Raw genomic sequence first — 14293 nt, 5'->3', positions numbered from 1 at the left:
TGCCGTCTTCCTGCTTGATCGCCTTGGTGCGGCCCGCGCCGACGTCGGAACCGGCGTCGGGCTCGGTCAGCACCATGGTGGCGCCCCAGCCCTGCTCGGCCGCGATCTGCGCCCAGCCCTTCTGCTCTTCGGTGGCGTTGTTGTAGAAGATGTTCGCGAAGCCGGGGCCTGCGGCGTACATGAAGGCGGCCGGCTGCGCGCCCAGGATCAGTTCGGCGACGGCCCAGTAGGCCGCGCGGGGAATCGGCAGGCCGCCGAGCTCCTCGGCGATGCCCAGCCTGTCCCAGCCGCCGTCCTGGAGCGTGCGGTAGCTCTTCTTGAAGGACTCGGGCAGGGTTACCGTGTGGGTCTCGGGGTCGAAGACCGGCGGGTTGCGGTCCGCGTCGGCGAACGACTCGCCGAGCGGGCCTTCGGCCAGGCGACGCACCTCGTTCAGCATCTCCTTCACGGTGTCCGCGTCGAGATCGCCGTAGGCGCCGCTGTCCAGGATCGACCCGAGTCCGAGAACCTCGAAGAGGTTGAACTCCAGGTCGCGGACGTTGCTCTTGTAGTGACCCATGGTCAGTACTCACTCTCCGTTGAGTTGGTGCGGTCGGTTGTTGCCGTTCCCGCCCGTTGTTCGCTCCACCGGGTAGTCGTGCCGGTTTTCCGCATGCTACTCGCGGGTAACTTATCCGTCATATTACCGGCCGGTAATGACTGCGCAAAGAGCTGAGCAGGCAATGTGACGCGTTTTACAGTGTCTGATGGCCGCGACTTCGTCGCGGACGCGACGGCAGCTCGAACGCGAGCCGGGCCGCGAACGGCGCATGCTCGGTCTACCCCAGCCCACGGAGCCGGGCCGATGCGTTACAGCTGGTGATGCCGCGCAAGGCTGGCCGCGACCTCGAGCTCGCCGGACGGGGCAGTCGCGGTCGCGATCGTGCGGGGTAGGGGTTCACCGCGCCGCCGGAACTGCCAAAATAGCCACAATGCGCATCGAGACGAGTGCTGGGCCGGCTGAGGTGGAGCTCGAACAGCCGCGCAGGCCCGCGTTCCTGCTGCTGCTCACGCATGGCGCTGGTGGTGGGGTGGATGCGAAGGACCTGCTCGCGGTGCGTGACGTGGCGCTGCGGCTGGGGGGTGCGGTGGCGCGGGTGGTGCAGCCGTATCGGGTCGCCGGGCGGCGCGCGCCGGGGTCGGCGGTCAAGCAGGACGAGGCTTGGCTCGAGATCGTCGCTCAGCTGCGCGGCCGCAAGCGCATTCCGCTGATCCAGGGCGGGCGCAGCAACGGGGCGCGGGTTGCCTGTCGAACGGCGGTCGCGGCGCGGGCTCGCGGCGTGCTCGCGTTGTCCTTCCCGTTGCATCCGCCGGGCAAGCCGGAGAACTCGCGCCGGGACGAGCTGCTCGCCCCGGGCGACATCGACGTGGTGGTCGTCAATGGAGCCAATGACCCGTTCGGCATTCCCGAGCCCGCCGACGCCGCCGAAGTGCGCGTCATTCCCGGGCAGCCGCACGCCTTCCGTGCCGGGTTCGACCTGATCGCCGAGACTGTCGCACCGTGGCTGGAGCGCTGGTCCTGAACTGCGACCCTATTCGGCGGGCCGGGTGGCGATGACCAGAGCGTCGATGGCGTCGCCGGTTTCCGTCGGACGGTAGACGCGGTCGGCGATGCGGACGCGGATCCGGCTCGCCGCCGCCAGGGGACCGAGGTCGGCGACCACGTCGTCGGGGGTGAACAGGATGGCCGGGTCCTGCGGCCCGCCGCAGCCATCGGTGATGTTGGTGGTGTCGTGGCCGAGCACGAGCAGGGTGCCTTCCGGAGCCAGCAACCCCGCCGCCTGGCGGACCAGCGCGCGGCGCTGCTCGACGGGCAGATGCAGGAAGACCATCAAGACCAGCTCGAACGGTCCGGTGATCCCCGCCTCGTCCAGGTCGGTGACGTCGGCGCACTGCCAGGTGATGCGATTGCGGACCGAGCGGGACAAGCGCGAGGCCACGGTGCGGCCTTTGTCGATGCCCACCTGGGAGTAGTCGACGGCGTGCACCTGCCAACCGTGCGTGGCCAGCCAGAGGGTGTTTCGCCCCTCCCCGCAGGCCAAGTCGAGGGCGCGGGGGAACTCCGGCGCCTCGCCCTCGGGTGTAGCGGCCTGTAGCGTCGCACGGCGTTCCAACCCGTAGACGTGCTCCACCACGGTGTTGTTCGGCGGTGCGCCCCAGACCAATTCCGTTTGCGCGTAGCGCTCGTCCCAGTCGGCCGCATCCATGTTTCGAGTCTATTGATCGCGTGGCCCGCGACCCCGGGGGTTGCTCGAGTTAGGCCGATACCTGCGACAGCCAGTGCACCGGCGTGGTCTCGCGCACGTGGATCAGCACGTCGAAGGCGTCGGCGAGCGAGGTGAGGCGGACCTTCGCCGTGGCGTCCGCGGCCGGGTCGTAGACGCCGCTGATGGTGCGCAATTCGGCGGGCCCGTCGAGCCAGTCGCGCACCGGCTCCGGCGCCTCGGCGCGCAGGTCCACGTAGTACGCGGGCAGGTCGACCTCGCCCAGCGCGGCGTCCACCAGGTCCGGCTGCGGGCCGGGGGCCACGGCCATACCGAGGTCGCCGTGGTGGAAGCCGATGCCGACGGACAGGTATCCGTCGCCCAGGCCGGTACGCAGATGACTTCCCGCACCGCGGAATTCGGCCGTGTCGTAGACGATCGGAAGATTGGTGGTGTGCGCAAGCCCATCCCAGTAGACGATCTTGGCGCCGGTCGAGCGCCGCCACCGCAGCACGGTCTCGGCGGAAGGCCGTTCGTCGCGGGCGAACCCCTGGCCGGCGACGCTGTGCCGGTGGAAGTCGAGGATCAGGCGGGCATGGGTGAACGCCGTGGCGCGCTCCTTCGTGTCCGGCAATTGCGCGAGCAGCGTCAGGGCGTCTTCGGCGTGCTCGGCGAACGGGCGGCCGGGATGGATGCCCTGGTGGCGCTGGACGTGCTCGTCGACTTGGTGCGCGGTGCGGATCGGCGCGAGGTGTGCCTCGATCGCGGCGAACCGGTCTGGGGCCGCGCGGCGCACATAGTCCAGCACCGCGTCGTAGTCGCTCGGCTCGGCATGGGGCGGTTCGACGCCGAAGATGCGCACCGGGTCTTCCGGATGCGCCAGGTTGTATCCGCGGATCCAACGCAGCGTGGCCACCGATTCCTCGGTACGCCACGGGCGCCAGGCGCCGGCGAGCACTGTTTCCGGGTCGCTTTCACCTGTGGTGACGAACCGGTCCCAGCGCTCGCCGGAACGTGCGCTGTCCTGAATCGCCAAGGCGCGGAAGCCATGCCGTTCGACGAGCCCGCGGAATATCCGCTCCCGCACACCGAAGGTCTGCCGGGAGAACCGCGTCGACTCACCCAGCCCCACCACACCGGCGGCCCCGAGCCGCGCGATCAAGGTGTCGAGCTCGGCGCCCGGAGCATCCGGATCGGAGCTGTCGATCGCGACGGCGTTGTCGCGCAGCCAGGCGCGGACGTCGGCGGTGGTGCTGAGCATGGTGCCTCCCGTGAACGTGAACGATCCAACGCGGCTCAGCCTCATACATCAACCATTATTGAGGTCAAGCGCCGCGCCGGATCGTCGCCGCGGGCTACAGCGTCGTACGCATGAGCACGACGTTGTACTGGCTGTGCACCGTCGTGAGGAAGTACAGATCACGCCCTGTCTGGTACGGAAAGATCGAAGGCGCGTAGGCGGTGGGCAATTCCCTGGTATCGATCAGTACTTCCGGATCGCTCCACGGGCCGACCGGGGAGGAAGCGCGCCGCATCACCACGGAATTGAATCGATCGGTGGTGAGTGAAATGTATTGTCCGAGATAAGCGTTGTACATCACCGACAGTTCGCCGACGCCCCACATGATCGGCGCGGCGGCATTGACGTCGTTCTTTCGCCAAGCGCGGCCGTCCCAGTATTCGTACTCGGCGAGATTCCCGATGTCCGGTCCGCGCACCCGGGCCACGTGCGCGGTGTTATTGCGTCCGGATCGGGTGCCGTATTCGTAGATGTATCCGCCGTCCGCGAGAAACGCGTTCATCTGGAAGTTGGCATTCCCGCCCTCGTTGGTCCGCCGTGTTTCGGGCAGTTCGGCCCAGGTCTCGCCGTTGTCTCCGGAGACGGCGAGGCCGGAGAAGTTGGTGCTCCACTGACCGACGTCGTCCCAGGTCTTCACCGACATCAGGCTCATGTACTGCACGCCGTCGACCGCGATGCCCGCGGTGGGAATCCGGCTGATCTCCAGGAACGGAATCTTCGGGCTGGGAATCAGGTCGCGCGCCTGACCGAACACATCGCGCACCACGCTGTCGAAGAAGATTCCCTCGGCGGGATCCGTGGTGTGGCTGCGCAGGAGGATATTGCTGCGCCAGGACCACATGCTGCCCGAGAGGAGATTCGGGAAGCCGACGCCCGCGGTGTCACCGAAAGCGGTGAGCATTTCGCCGTGCCCGTTGTCCCACATGATGCCGAGATCGGTGCCGAGGACGTTATAGGTCTGGGTGTTGTTCGGGCTGGCCATGCCGGTCACCTGGAAGACCGCCTTGGTGCGGCCGAGCAGATTGGGTAACCCTGTGGTTCCGTTGAGCACTGGAATCGGATTGATGGCGTTCGGGTTGGCGATGGCGGGGGTAGTCGCCGTGACGAGCAAGGCCGAGACACCCGCCAGCGCCGAGAGTAGTAGGAAGGATGCGGTCTTGATCACTGTCTGTGAGCCCTCCGGTTTCTTCCCGAGAGCGGTGCGAACCACGGACTTCCCGCGATACACAGACCCTTCGCAGTGTGCCGTGCACCACTAGTCGACTGGCTGGCAAATCGTGCAAATGTTAGCAGCGGAACCGGTCGGCGGAGGGCTTATGTCCAAGACTGGCGAATTTCCAGCTATCTATCTTCGGTACGGCCGAGCGCTTTGCGGAGGATCAGCGGTAGCTGGGGTCGCGCGTTCCACGGCAAAGGTTCGCCGAGCGGATGCCTGCCACGACTTCTCGAACAGTCGCTTGGCGGCGGCGACAGCATGCGGCGATCGTGTCGCGAGGTGGTCGGCGAGTTTCTCGGCCTCGGCGACGGGGTCTGCCGCCAGTTCGGTGACCAGGCCGATCTTCGCGGCGTAGGCCGCGTCGACGGTGTCCGCGGTCATCGTGAGCAGGAGGGCTTTGTCGATCCCGATCAGCCTGGACAGCGTCGCGGCGCCGGTCATGTCGGGGACGAGGCCGTGCTTGGTCTCCATGACGGAGAACTCGGCGTCGGGGGTCGCGAAACGGAAGTCCGCGGCGAGCGCGAGCTGGAGGCCGCCGCCGTAGCAGCGTCCGTGGACCGCGGCGATGACCGGCACGGGCAGGCGGCGCCAAGCCCAGCACGCCTCTTGGAAGGCGTTGGTGCCGCGCCAGGGCCGCGGCACGAAGTTCCGCACGATAGCCAGTGGATCGCTGATTGCCGCAGCGATGTCCAGGCCACTGCTGAAGCTGGGTCCGTTGCCGGACAGGATGACCGCGCGCACATCGCTGCGGCGGGCTATGGTCCGGGCGCTGGCAATCAATCCGCTGAGCATGTCGACGGTCAGGCCGTTGTGCTTGTCCGGCCGGTCGAGCGTGACGTACGCGCGGTGGTCGTCGAACCGCAGTGCGATGTTGGTGCCCATGCGCGAATCTTACTCGCGAGTCAGTTCCCGGATGCGCGCTGTTGCCCGATCACTCGGGCTCTGCTCTAATCGGACTCAAGTTACCGTCAACGTTGACGGTTATGGAGCGGAGGACGCATGCTGCCAGCCGGAATGGACCCGAGGACGCCGGTGCTCGTCGGTGCCGGGCAGGTCGTACATCGACCGGATGAGCCCGGTTTGCCCGGCCCGGTCCAACTCGCCGCCGAGTCCCTGCGCCGGGCGGGCGCCGACAGCGGTGTCGGTGACCGTTTGCTGCGATCGGCCGACCTGGTCGCCGCCGTCGCCCCGGTCAGCCGTCCCTACGGTGACTTGGGCGCGCTCGTCGCCGCCGATTTGGGCGCCACCCCGAGCAGGACCGTGCAGTCGGTGCGCTTCGGCGGCGACGCACCGCAGCGGCTGCTCAACACCGTCGCGCAGGCCATCGCCGACGGCCGCTCGGACGTCGCACTGCTCACCGGAGCCGAAGCGGTGTCCTCCTGGAACGCCGCTACCCGCACCGGCGCGGCGGTGGACTGGCCGGAGCAGGCGGAGGACGTGGCCCCCGACGAGGTCATCGGCTCCGATAGGGGGCCGAACTCGGACATGGAGAATGCCGCCGGTCTATGGGGTCCGGTGTATTTCTACGCGCTCATGGAGACGGCGTTGCGCCGCAGGCTCGGGTCGAGCGAGGCGGCGCACCGGGAGCGGATCGGTGCACTGTGGGCGCGGCTGTCGCAGATCGCGGCACGCAATCCGTATGCGTGGCAGCCCGTCCCGCACACCGCCGCCGCCCTCGTGACACCAGCGCCCGCCAACCGAATGGTCTCCACGCCGTATCCGAAGCTGATGGTCGCGAACTTGACCGTCGACCTGGGCGCCGGTCTGATCCTGTGCAGCGCGGCGGCCGCCGACGCCGCGGGAGTGCCGCGCGACCGGTGGGTGTTCCCGCATGGCGGCGCCACCGCGACCGACGAGTGGTTCGTCTCCGAGCGTATGGACATGTCCCGCTCGCCTGCCATCGCGGCGGCGGGGAACGCGGCGCTCGGTGCGGCCGGGATCGCGATAGACGACGTCGCCCACATCGACCTCTACTCCTGCTTCCCGGTCGCGGTGCAGATCGCCGCCGAGGAACTCGGCCTGCCGATCGACGATCCGGCACGGCCGCTGTCGGTCACCGGCGGACTGACCTTCGCGGGCGGACCGGGCAACAACTACACGACCCATTCGATCGCGACGCTGTCCGGCATCCTGCGCTCGGACCCGGGCGCCTACGGCCTGGCGACGGCGCTCGGCTGGTACAGCACCAAGCACGGCGTCGGCGTGTACTCGGCCAGGCCACCCGAGCGGCTGTTCCGCGCGGTCGAAGCGGAGGTGCCGCGGGCCCGGCGCGAACCGGCGCCCGGGTACACCGGTCCCGCCTCGGTCGAGGCGTACACCGTCGCCTACCGCAAGGCTCCTGCGCCGGACCGTGCCGACGAGCCGGAAGCCGTTGTGGTGAGCGCCTTGACACCGGCGGGGACCCGCATACTGGTCCGGGCGTCGGATGCCGGCACCCTCGCGGCGTTCACCGCGGGCGATCCGCTCGGCGCGGACGCCGAGATCGCCGCGGACTCGTTCACCCTGCTCACCGAGAGGAGCGTCAAATGACCGAGGCGGACAGGCCCGACTTCGTCCTTGTCGAGCGGCGCGACGCGATCACCGTGCTGACGGTCAACCGTCCGGAGGCGCGCAACGCGATCAATCTGGCCACCGCGCAGGCCATCGAGGCCGCCATCGACGAGTTCGAGGCCGACGACGCCGCGCGCGTGCTCGTGCTCACCGGTGCGGGCGGAACATTCAGCGCCGGTATGGATCTGGTCGCCGCGTCGAAAGGCGAGATGCCGATGACGCAGCGCCGCGGTCCGCTCGGTATCTCGGCCGAGCCTCCGGCGAAACCGATGATCTCCGCGGTCGAGGGCTTCGCGCTGGCCGGTGGTTTCGAGCTGGCGCTGTCGGGCGACCTCATCGTCGCCGCCCGCGACGCGCAGTTCGGCATCCCCGAGGTCAAGCGCGGTCTGGTGGCGGCGGGCGGTGGCGTGCTGCGGCTGACCCAGCGGCTGCCGCGCAGCACGGCCGCCGAACTCGCGCTGACCGGCGGGCGTATCGGCGCCGAGCGGCTCTATCAGCTCGGCTTGGTCAACCGGGTCACCGAGCCGGGTGCGGCGTTGTCGGCGGCGCTCGAACTCGCGGCAGAGATCGCCGCTGCCGCACCGCTGGCGGTGGCCGCGAGCAAGCGCATCATCGACGAGTCGCCGGATTGGCCGGTGGCGGAGGCCTTCGCGAAGCAGGGTGAGATCGCCCTGCCCGCGCTGCTGTCCAAGGACGCCGCCGAGGGCGCGCTGGCGTTCGCGCAGAAGCGCGAGCCGAAGTGGCAGGGACGCTGAGGGGCGTGCCGCGACCGGTCCGGCAGCCGCAGGCGCAGCGCAGAGAGCGCATGCGCACGCGGCTGCTGGACGCGGCGGTGGAGAGCCTGGTCGAGGTTGGTTACGCGGGCACAACCACGCTCGAGGTGCAGAAACGGGCAGGCGTGCCGCGCGGGACGTTGCAGCACTACTTCCCGACCAGGGCCGACCTGCTGGCCGGTGCCGTCGAGCACGTGGCGCAGCGCCGATTCGATCAGCTGACCAGCGAATTCGAGGCGATCCCCGACCAGGCGGACCGGTTGGAGACGGCCGTCGAGCTGACCATGCGCATGCTCAGCGGGCCGTCGTTCTGGGCGGCGTTGGAGATGTGGGTCGGCGCCCGCACCGACCCGGAACTGCGCGCGGCGTTCCTGCCGCTGGAGGTTCGCCTGTTCGAACTGATGCACACCAGCATCCGCGACAGCTTCCGCCGCGAATTCCCGGACGACCCACGGGTTCCGACGATCACCGAGTTCACCATCGAGATCATGACCGGCCTGGCCCTGCGGGTGCTGCTCACCGGAGACGCGAGCCGGACTCAGATCCTTCGGCACCGATGGGGCAACGCCGTACGCGTCCTGCTCGGCACAGCGTCCGCGGACACGTTGCTCGATCCGCCCGCGCGCTGAACCGGGCGGACGCCTACCGCGTGCGGGCGATCGTCTCGAGCAAGACCTGGGCGCAGCCGGCCGGGTCGTCGAAGAACGGTGTGTGCCCGCTGCCGTGCAGCGTGACGTGCTCGGCGTGCGGCAGCGCGTTGCGCGCCTTACGGCTCTGGGTCGCGTAGGTCAGCAGAATGTCGCGGGTGCCCCAGGCGATCGTCACCGGAATGTCGGCGAGAGCGCCGGTTTCCGGCAGCCGGACGTCGGTGAACGAGGCGAGCGCCTCCTCGAATCCGGCCGAGTCCGCCGCGCCGATGGCGGTGTCCAGCGCCATCTTCTTGTCCAGCGCCCACGGCTTGCCGAAGATCAGCGAGAGGAAGGCGGTCCGGCCCGCGGCGGTGCCGAGGACGGCGGGCAGGGCGGGTCGCAGCAGGCGCGCGAGCGCCCGTGACTTGCCCAGCGACTGCTGGCACCAGACGCGACCCGCGGTGTCCCAGAACCCGATCGGCGAGTAGGCGGTGACGGAGCGAGCCAGCCCGCGAGCGCCCAGTTCGAGTGTGATCAGCCCGCCCATCGAATTACCCGCCAGGTGCGGCCGCTCGATCCCTTGCGCAGCGAGGAATTCGGCGAGCGCCTCGGTGAGGTGGGGCACCGTGGTGTGCGCCAGCGGGTGCGTCGATCCGCCGAAGCCGGGCAGATCGACCGCGATCACGTCGTACGACGCCGCCAGGGTGTCGATGATCGGCTCCCACACCTGCCACCGGCTTCCGACGCCGTGGACCAGCACGAGCGGCTCGCCCGCACCGACGCGGTGATGGTGCAACGTCGTCATGGGCCAACCCTAACAGCAGTCACCTGTCATCAGTTGGGATCACGCAGGTGGCGTGGCGGGTGGGCCGAGGGCTGGCGCCGCAGGCGCTCGCGCCGGTACGATAATTGGTATGGCAACGCGTAAGGTCACCCTTTCGCTGGATGAAGCCGCCTGGTCATTCGCCGAGCAGGCGGCGGCTCGCGCGGGGATGTCGCCGTCGGCGTGGATATCGAAGGCCGCGCGACGGGAAGCCGTGCGCACCGGGGTCGGTCCGGTATCGGATGTGACCGCCGAGGCCGCCGCCGACGCGGCCGAGCTGGCGGCCGCCGAGGAGGCGATGCGTGCGTCGGGGTGAACTGTGGATCTACAACCCGCATGGTTCGCCGCGTCGCCGAACGGTCGTGCTCATCAGCAGTGACGGCATCAACGAATCGCCGCGCCCTTGGCTGATCGCGGCCGAGGTCATCGAGGACGATCCGCAGGACATCCTCGCGGTTCCGGTGAAGGAACACGGCTGGGTGCATGCCGGGAACATCGGGCGCATCTTCCGCGGGTGGCTGGCCGAGCGCGTCGATGTGGTGGACACCGAAACCCTGGAGCGGCTCGACACCGCGTTGCGCGCCGCGATGGACCTCTGAGATCGGGCCCCCGTGAATTGCTGTGTCGCAACGTATCCCGTGCCTGAGGCCCGGAACGACTACCGCTGGACGCCGCACGGCATTATGGTGGCCACGCCACCGACGGTGGTCAGTCGAGGAAGAGGAGTCAGGTGCGGATCTGCATGATCGCCGCGGCGCTGATCGCGCTGCCGGTGCTCGCGGCATGCGGCAGCGACAAGGACACGGCGGCGCCCACGGTGACGCAGGCCGATCTCGCCAAGTCGTTGCAGGACAAGGGCCTCAAGAACAAGCAACTGGCCGACTGCGCCGCGAAGGTGTTCGTCGACCAGGGAATCTCGCAGGCCGGACTGCGGATCATGATCAGCGACGAGTATGACACCAAGGCTCCCAACCAGGAGACGCTGGGGATGACCAAGGAAGACGCGGACAAGGCGCGCGCCGCCAGCGGTCGCATCGCCGGCGAGTGCATGTCGGCGGCCCAGCCGCGCTGAGCGCAGGCGGTCGCCGGTGCACGGCGGTCCCGGCCGGGTAGTCGACGATTCGCGTAGCGGGGCGGCGGAGCAGACCGTACGCTGTCGCTACGTCGACGCGGGAGTCGACCAGAAGCCGAGGATTCGACCGTGTCACAGCCGCCTTTCCCGACGTCGCCTGATCCGATGGGATCGCAGACACCGCAACCGATCACTCCCTCCGGCCGCTGGTTCGTACTGGGTGGCGCGCTGATCGCCCTCGGGATCATCGGCGGGATCGTGCTCGGGGCCGTCGGTTTCCTGCAGACCTCGGGCCGGATCGATGATTTCCAGCGGGTCAGGGTGCCCGGCTCCGGCGTGGTGAGCTTGGCGGAGTCCGGCGGCTACACCGTGTACTTCGAGTATCCGGGTGCGTCGTCACGGGGCACCTCCGGCACGGTCAACCTCCGGGTGCTCGATCCGGCCGGCAAGCATGTGGACTTGCGGAAGTACGACGCCTCCGTCACCTATTCCTTCGGCAAGCACGAGGGACGGGCCGGGTTCTCGTTCGATGCCGTCGAACCGGGCGCCTACCGCGTCACCACGGCCGGTAGCTCCGAGGTGACGGTCGCCGTCGGCCGAGGCCTCGGTTCGTCGTTCGTGGGCACCCTGCTCGGTGCACTCGCCCTCGGTTTCGGTGGCGTGGTGCTCGGTGTGCTCGTGATCGTGGTGGTGGCGGTCAAGCGCAGCGCGAGCAAGCGCAGTGCCGCCGCGGGATGGTTCCCGCCTCCGGGGCGCTCGGTCGAGTACTGAATCCCGAATCGACGCGCGTGCGTCCAGCGAAGTGGTTCGATGTCGGCGCGGATTCGCACCTCACAGTGCGACGGTGAGCTCGATTCGCGCAGCCGAGCCCGCCTCCAGCCCCTCCGCGACCCGCACCGCCTTCTTGACCGGCAGCACATAGGTCGACCGCGACTTGTCCGGGAACAGTGAAGTGGACCACCGGCTGCCGCCGACGACCACGTGCACCCGCACCGCGCCGAATCCACCCGAACGATGCGCGTACCGCTCCTCGATCTCATCGGCCACGTCCTCGGGCAGCGAGACGAAGTGCCAGGCGGCATCCCCTTGGTGTTCCCACACTTCCGCCGTGAACGAGTACCGCGAACCAGTCACGCCGCGACTGTAGCGGCGGGCACCGACATCGGTTACCTCGTCTCAGCTTCGGTGTACCGGTTCGATCGGCACAGCCGCCTCCGAAAGGCGGGACCAGGCAATGTGGTCGGGCCAGTCGACCGCACGGTATCGAGTCGGGCGAAGCCCGGGGATCGTCGTGATGCCGGTGATCTCGACCGCGGTCTCGAACGGAACCCAGAGTGTCTGTTCCATGTCCTCACGGACGAAAGCGATGTAATCCGCCTCGGGCAGCGAGGTGTGCACCCCTTCGCCCCACACCGTCACCATCTGCGGCGAACTATCCTCCTCCTCTTGCCGCACCATGATGTCGGCGAAGAAGAGAGACGCGGACTCGTCATCGTCGAAGTCCCCGGCGAGGTCGTACTTGCTCTCCAGCCACTCCCGCTGCGCTCCGTATCCCGTGCAGGCCAGCAGCGTGCGGGCGCGGGCGACGGCGGGCGGCAACGGTCCGGTGATCGCCCGATCCAGTGGGACCACCATCCCGTTGTCGTCGACGGTGTAGGCCTGCGGTGACAGGGGGCGGTCGGCTTCACGGACTTCCTGCTCCACGGTCTGATACAGGTGCTCGAGCAGTTCCGGCTCGCCTGGAGCGACGATCAACGACGTCTGATCCGGAATGAACGCCACCGGCCGGTGCCGGTAGCTGCTGGTGCACGCCGCCAGCCAGCCCGGGAGCAGCAGCCACGACGGGAGATAGCTCGAGTCGTCGACGACGATGCGGACTATGGCATCGTCATCGAACTCGGTGGTGATGACCGTTTCCGCGAGATTCTGCCGCGCGGCGTCGAACACCTCCTCCGCGTCCACGCCCCATTCGACCAGCTGCTGTTGCGACGGAAGTCGGATCCGGCCCGGCTCATCGATTGCGACCATCTCGTCGATGAACGGAAAAGCCGGCCGCCGCAACCGGGAAACGGAATCTTCGAGCAAGTACGTGCAGGGCCGCAGAACGGGTCGCAACAGCGGACGGACCTCGTCCCAGCTCGACAGTGTCGGAGCCGGAGCGAGCATCGCGGTGACGAACCGCTCCACCTCAGCTCGTCGTTCCTCGGCGGAGGAATCCCGCACCTGCTGGAAGATGTTGCTCAGATTGAGCACCATGTCGCCGTCGTATCGGATGACGAACTCATCCGGGTCATAGGACACGCGGGTCGCGCCGGCCTTCATCATTTCCTGATAGACCTGCAACGCGAACTGCCGTTGCGCAGTCCGCTCCTCGTGTATCGACATCCACACCTTGCCTTCGCGCCACATCCACTGACCCGCCGCCAGAGGCGGATCACCACCCCCGTTGGGGCGGAGATCCCCACGCTAACGTTCCAGCACGACCATCCGGGATCCCCTTTCCCACCTCTGGAAACCACATCGCCGGGTGCGGCGCGACCGCATCACCTGGCATTCGGCTCGGCTCAGGTCTGCCCGAGCTGTAGCTCGCCGGGTAGAACGCGGGGCGCCGCGTCGAACATGGCGGCGCTGTCCGAACCGACCATGCCTGTGGCTGATCGGACACGGGCTCTGGATGCGAGGCTGCTCTCGTTCGTGTGATCAGTTCAGGAAGGTCGTGATCCGGGGGATGGTCGCGGCGGGGCAGTCCTCGTGCACCGTGTGGCCGCAGCCGGGCAGGATGACCGCTTGCGCGCGGGGGATGCGGTCGGCCAGTCGGGTTGCCTGTGAGGACGGCAGCCACTGGTCGTCGCCGCCCCAGAGCACCAGGGTGGGTGCGGTCACCTGGTGCAATCCGGCGTCGGTGAGGCGGTAGTCGAGGTTTCGCCACAGGGCCAGGAAGCCGTTACGGTTGGCCGGCCGAGAGAACGGCTGGTAGAACTCGTCGATCAGTTCGTCGGTGACGAGATCCTGGTTGGTGAACGTGCCGCGGATGCTGCCGGCGTAGAGGGACCGGGTCATGTGATCGGTGGCCAGTTCACCGATCACTGGCGTCTTGAACAGTGGTGTGACCGGGGCTTTTTCGGCATCCAGGCCGGGGGAGTCCAGGAGCGCGAGCCGCTCGACGCGTTCCGGATGCTGTTCGGCGAAGTACAGGCTCCAGGCCCCACCCCACGAGTGCCCGACCAGCGCGGTGCGCTCCAAGCCGACGGCGTCGAGGAAGGTCGCGATGGCGTCCGCCATGGCGGGCAGGTCGAAGGCGAAACCGGCGTCGTGCAATTCGGTGTAGCCCTGGCTGGGCAGGTCGACCGCGTAGACGGTGTGCTGCTGGGCGAGCGCGGGGGCCACCTCCCGCCAGGAGTACCCCCACAGGCCGCCACCGGCGATCAGGACGACGGGTGATCCGCTACCCGAGACCGTGTAGTGGAACCGAGCGAGATCCGTTTCGACATACCTGGATTCGACGCGCATCAGGTACTGCGAGGGTGGGGCCGACCTCGGCGGCTCCCAGGCGGAGGCGACCGGAATCGCCTGCGCGAACAGCGTGGTCAGTGTGGCGGCGAGCCCGAGGGTCAGGCGGCGGAACCGGAATTCGAATCGCATGAGGTACTCCGTGGCAGATGGATGTCTTCGATCAGAGGACGAGAC

General features: G+C 68.4%; 17 protein-coding genes. 8 read left to right on the top strand and 9 right to left on the bottom strand.

Going from position 1 to position 14293, the window contains the following annotated elements:
- Positions 1 to 559, bottom strand: a 559-nt coding sequence (locus ON19_RS29475; protein WP_043699968.1) for an acyl-CoA dehydrogenase family protein, incomplete at its 3' end; no start/stop codon positions are given.
- 412 nt (positions 560 to 971) lie between these two features.
- Between ON19_RS29475 and ON19_RS29470 the strand changes: the two genes are divergently transcribed.
- A complete protein-coding gene (locus ON19_RS29470; RefSeq protein ID WP_043699966.1) occupies positions 972 to 1562 on the top strand; it encodes an alpha/beta hydrolase family protein in 591 nt (196 codons plus the stop codon).
- 9 nt (positions 1563 to 1571) lie between these two features.
- Here the strand turns inward: ON19_RS29470 and ON19_RS29465 are convergent, their stop codons facing one another.
- From ON19_RS29465 to ON19_RS29450, 4 genes are all read right to left on the bottom strand, one after another.
- Positions 1572 to 2246: a class I SAM-dependent methyltransferase gene (locus ON19_RS29465; RefSeq protein WP_043699964.1), complete on the bottom strand. Its 675-nt coding sequence runs from the start codon at positions 2244 to 2246 to the stop codon at positions 1572 to 1574.
- Positions 2247 to 2295: 49 nt separating this feature from the next.
- Entirely contained in the window at positions 2296 to 3504 is a 1209-nt protein-coding gene (locus tag ON19_RS29460) for an erythromycin esterase family protein (RefSeq protein ID WP_043699960.1), read from the bottom strand.
- Positions 3505 to 3598: 94 nt separating this feature from the next.
- Positions 3599 to 4705, bottom strand: a complete 1107-nt coding sequence (locus tag ON19_RS29455) for a glycoside hydrolase family 183 protein (protein WP_043700009.1) — start codon at positions 4703 to 4705, stop codon at positions 3599 to 3601.
- Positions 4706 to 4888: 183 nt separating this feature from the next.
- Positions 4889 to 5641, bottom strand: a complete 753-nt coding sequence (locus ON19_RS29450; RefSeq protein ID WP_083899697.1) for a crotonase/enoyl-CoA hydratase family protein — start codon at positions 5639 to 5641, stop codon at positions 4889 to 4891.
- A gap of 117 nt (positions 5642 to 5758) precedes the next feature.
- Between ON19_RS29450 and ON19_RS29445 the strand changes: the two genes are divergently transcribed.
- Genes ON19_RS29445 through ON19_RS29435 form a run of 3 tightly spaced genes read left to right on the top strand, consistent with a single transcriptional unit; the run spans position 5759 to position 8711 of the window.
- The gene (locus ON19_RS29445; protein ID WP_043699958.1) at positions 5759 to 7288 is read left to right on the top strand and encodes an acetyl-CoA acetyltransferase; all 1530 of its coding nucleotides are present in this window, start codon (positions 5759 to 5761) and stop codon (positions 7286 to 7288) included.
- Positions 7285 to 8064: a crotonase/enoyl-CoA hydratase family protein gene (locus tag ON19_RS29440; protein ID WP_043699956.1), complete on the top strand. Its 780-nt coding sequence runs from the start codon at positions 7285 to 7287 to the stop codon at positions 8062 to 8064. Before ON19_RS29445 ends, ON19_RS29440 begins: the two co-directional genes overlap by 4 nt.
- A gap of 5 nt (positions 8065 to 8069) precedes the next feature.
- Positions 8070 to 8711, top strand: coding sequence for a TetR/AcrR family transcriptional regulator (locus ON19_RS29435; protein ID WP_043699952.1), 642 nt, complete (start codon positions 8070 to 8072; stop codon positions 8709 to 8711).
- A 13-nt stretch (positions 8712 to 8724) separates the two neighbouring features.
- On the opposite strand, the gene ON19_RS29430 is transcribed toward ON19_RS29435, so the two are convergent.
- Positions 8725 to 9516, bottom strand: a complete 792-nt coding sequence (locus tag ON19_RS29430; protein WP_043699949.1) for an alpha/beta fold hydrolase — start codon at positions 9514 to 9516, stop codon at positions 8725 to 8727.
- 109 nt (positions 9517 to 9625) lie between these two features.
- Here ON19_RS29430 and ON19_RS29425 point away from each other — a divergent pair, with 109 nt between their 5' ends.
- The 4 genes from ON19_RS29425 (at position 9626) to ON19_RS29410 (ending at position 11377) form a co-directional block, all read left to right on the top strand.
- Entirely contained in the window at positions 9626 to 9850 is a 225-nt protein-coding gene (locus ON19_RS29425) for a hypothetical protein (RefSeq protein ID WP_043699946.1), read from the top strand.
- Positions 9837 to 10133 (top strand): hypothetical protein, encoded by a 297-nt coding sequence (locus ON19_RS29420; RefSeq protein WP_043699943.1) that lies wholly within the window; start codon positions 9837 to 9839, stop codon positions 10131 to 10133. Before ON19_RS29425 ends, ON19_RS29420 begins: the two co-directional genes overlap by 14 nt.
- 143 nt (positions 10134 to 10276) lie before the next feature.
- A complete protein-coding gene (locus ON19_RS29415; protein WP_220136065.1) occupies positions 10277 to 10606 on the top strand; it encodes a hypothetical protein in 330 nt (109 codons plus the stop codon).
- Positions 10607 to 10771: 165 nt separating this feature from the next.
- Entirely contained in the window at positions 10772 to 11377 is a 606-nt protein-coding gene (locus tag ON19_RS29410) for a hypothetical protein (protein ID WP_043699937.1), read from the top strand.
- A gap of 60 nt (positions 11378 to 11437) precedes the next feature.
- On the opposite strand, the gene ON19_RS29405 is transcribed toward ON19_RS29410, so the two are convergent.
- The 3 genes from ON19_RS29405 to ON19_RS29395 form a co-directional block, all read right to left on the bottom strand.
- Positions 11438 to 11740 (bottom strand): DUF1905 domain-containing protein, encoded by a 303-nt coding sequence (locus ON19_RS29405; RefSeq protein WP_043699934.1) that lies wholly within the window; start codon positions 11738 to 11740, stop codon positions 11438 to 11440.
- Positions 11741 to 11782: 42 nt separating this feature from the next.
- Entirely contained in the window at positions 11783 to 12991 is a 1209-nt protein-coding gene (locus tag ON19_RS29400) for a DUF1444 domain-containing protein (protein ID WP_157229884.1), read from the bottom strand.
- A 315-nt stretch (positions 12992 to 13306) separates the two neighbouring features.
- Complete coding sequence (locus tag ON19_RS29395) at positions 13307 to 14248, bottom strand: alpha/beta fold hydrolase (protein WP_043699928.1); 942 nt, start codon at positions 14246 to 14248, stop codon at positions 13307 to 13309.
- Between the last annotated feature and the right edge of the window lie 45 nt (positions 14249 to 14293).

The sequence above is a fragment of the Nocardia abscessus NBRC 100374 genome, from assembly GCF_000308455.1.
Lineage (GTDB): Bacteria > Actinomycetota > Actinomycetes > Mycobacteriales > Mycobacteriaceae > Nocardia > Nocardia abscessus.
Note: the sequence above shows the minus strand (reverse complement) of the source record. Positions and strands in the feature narration are given on the sequence as shown.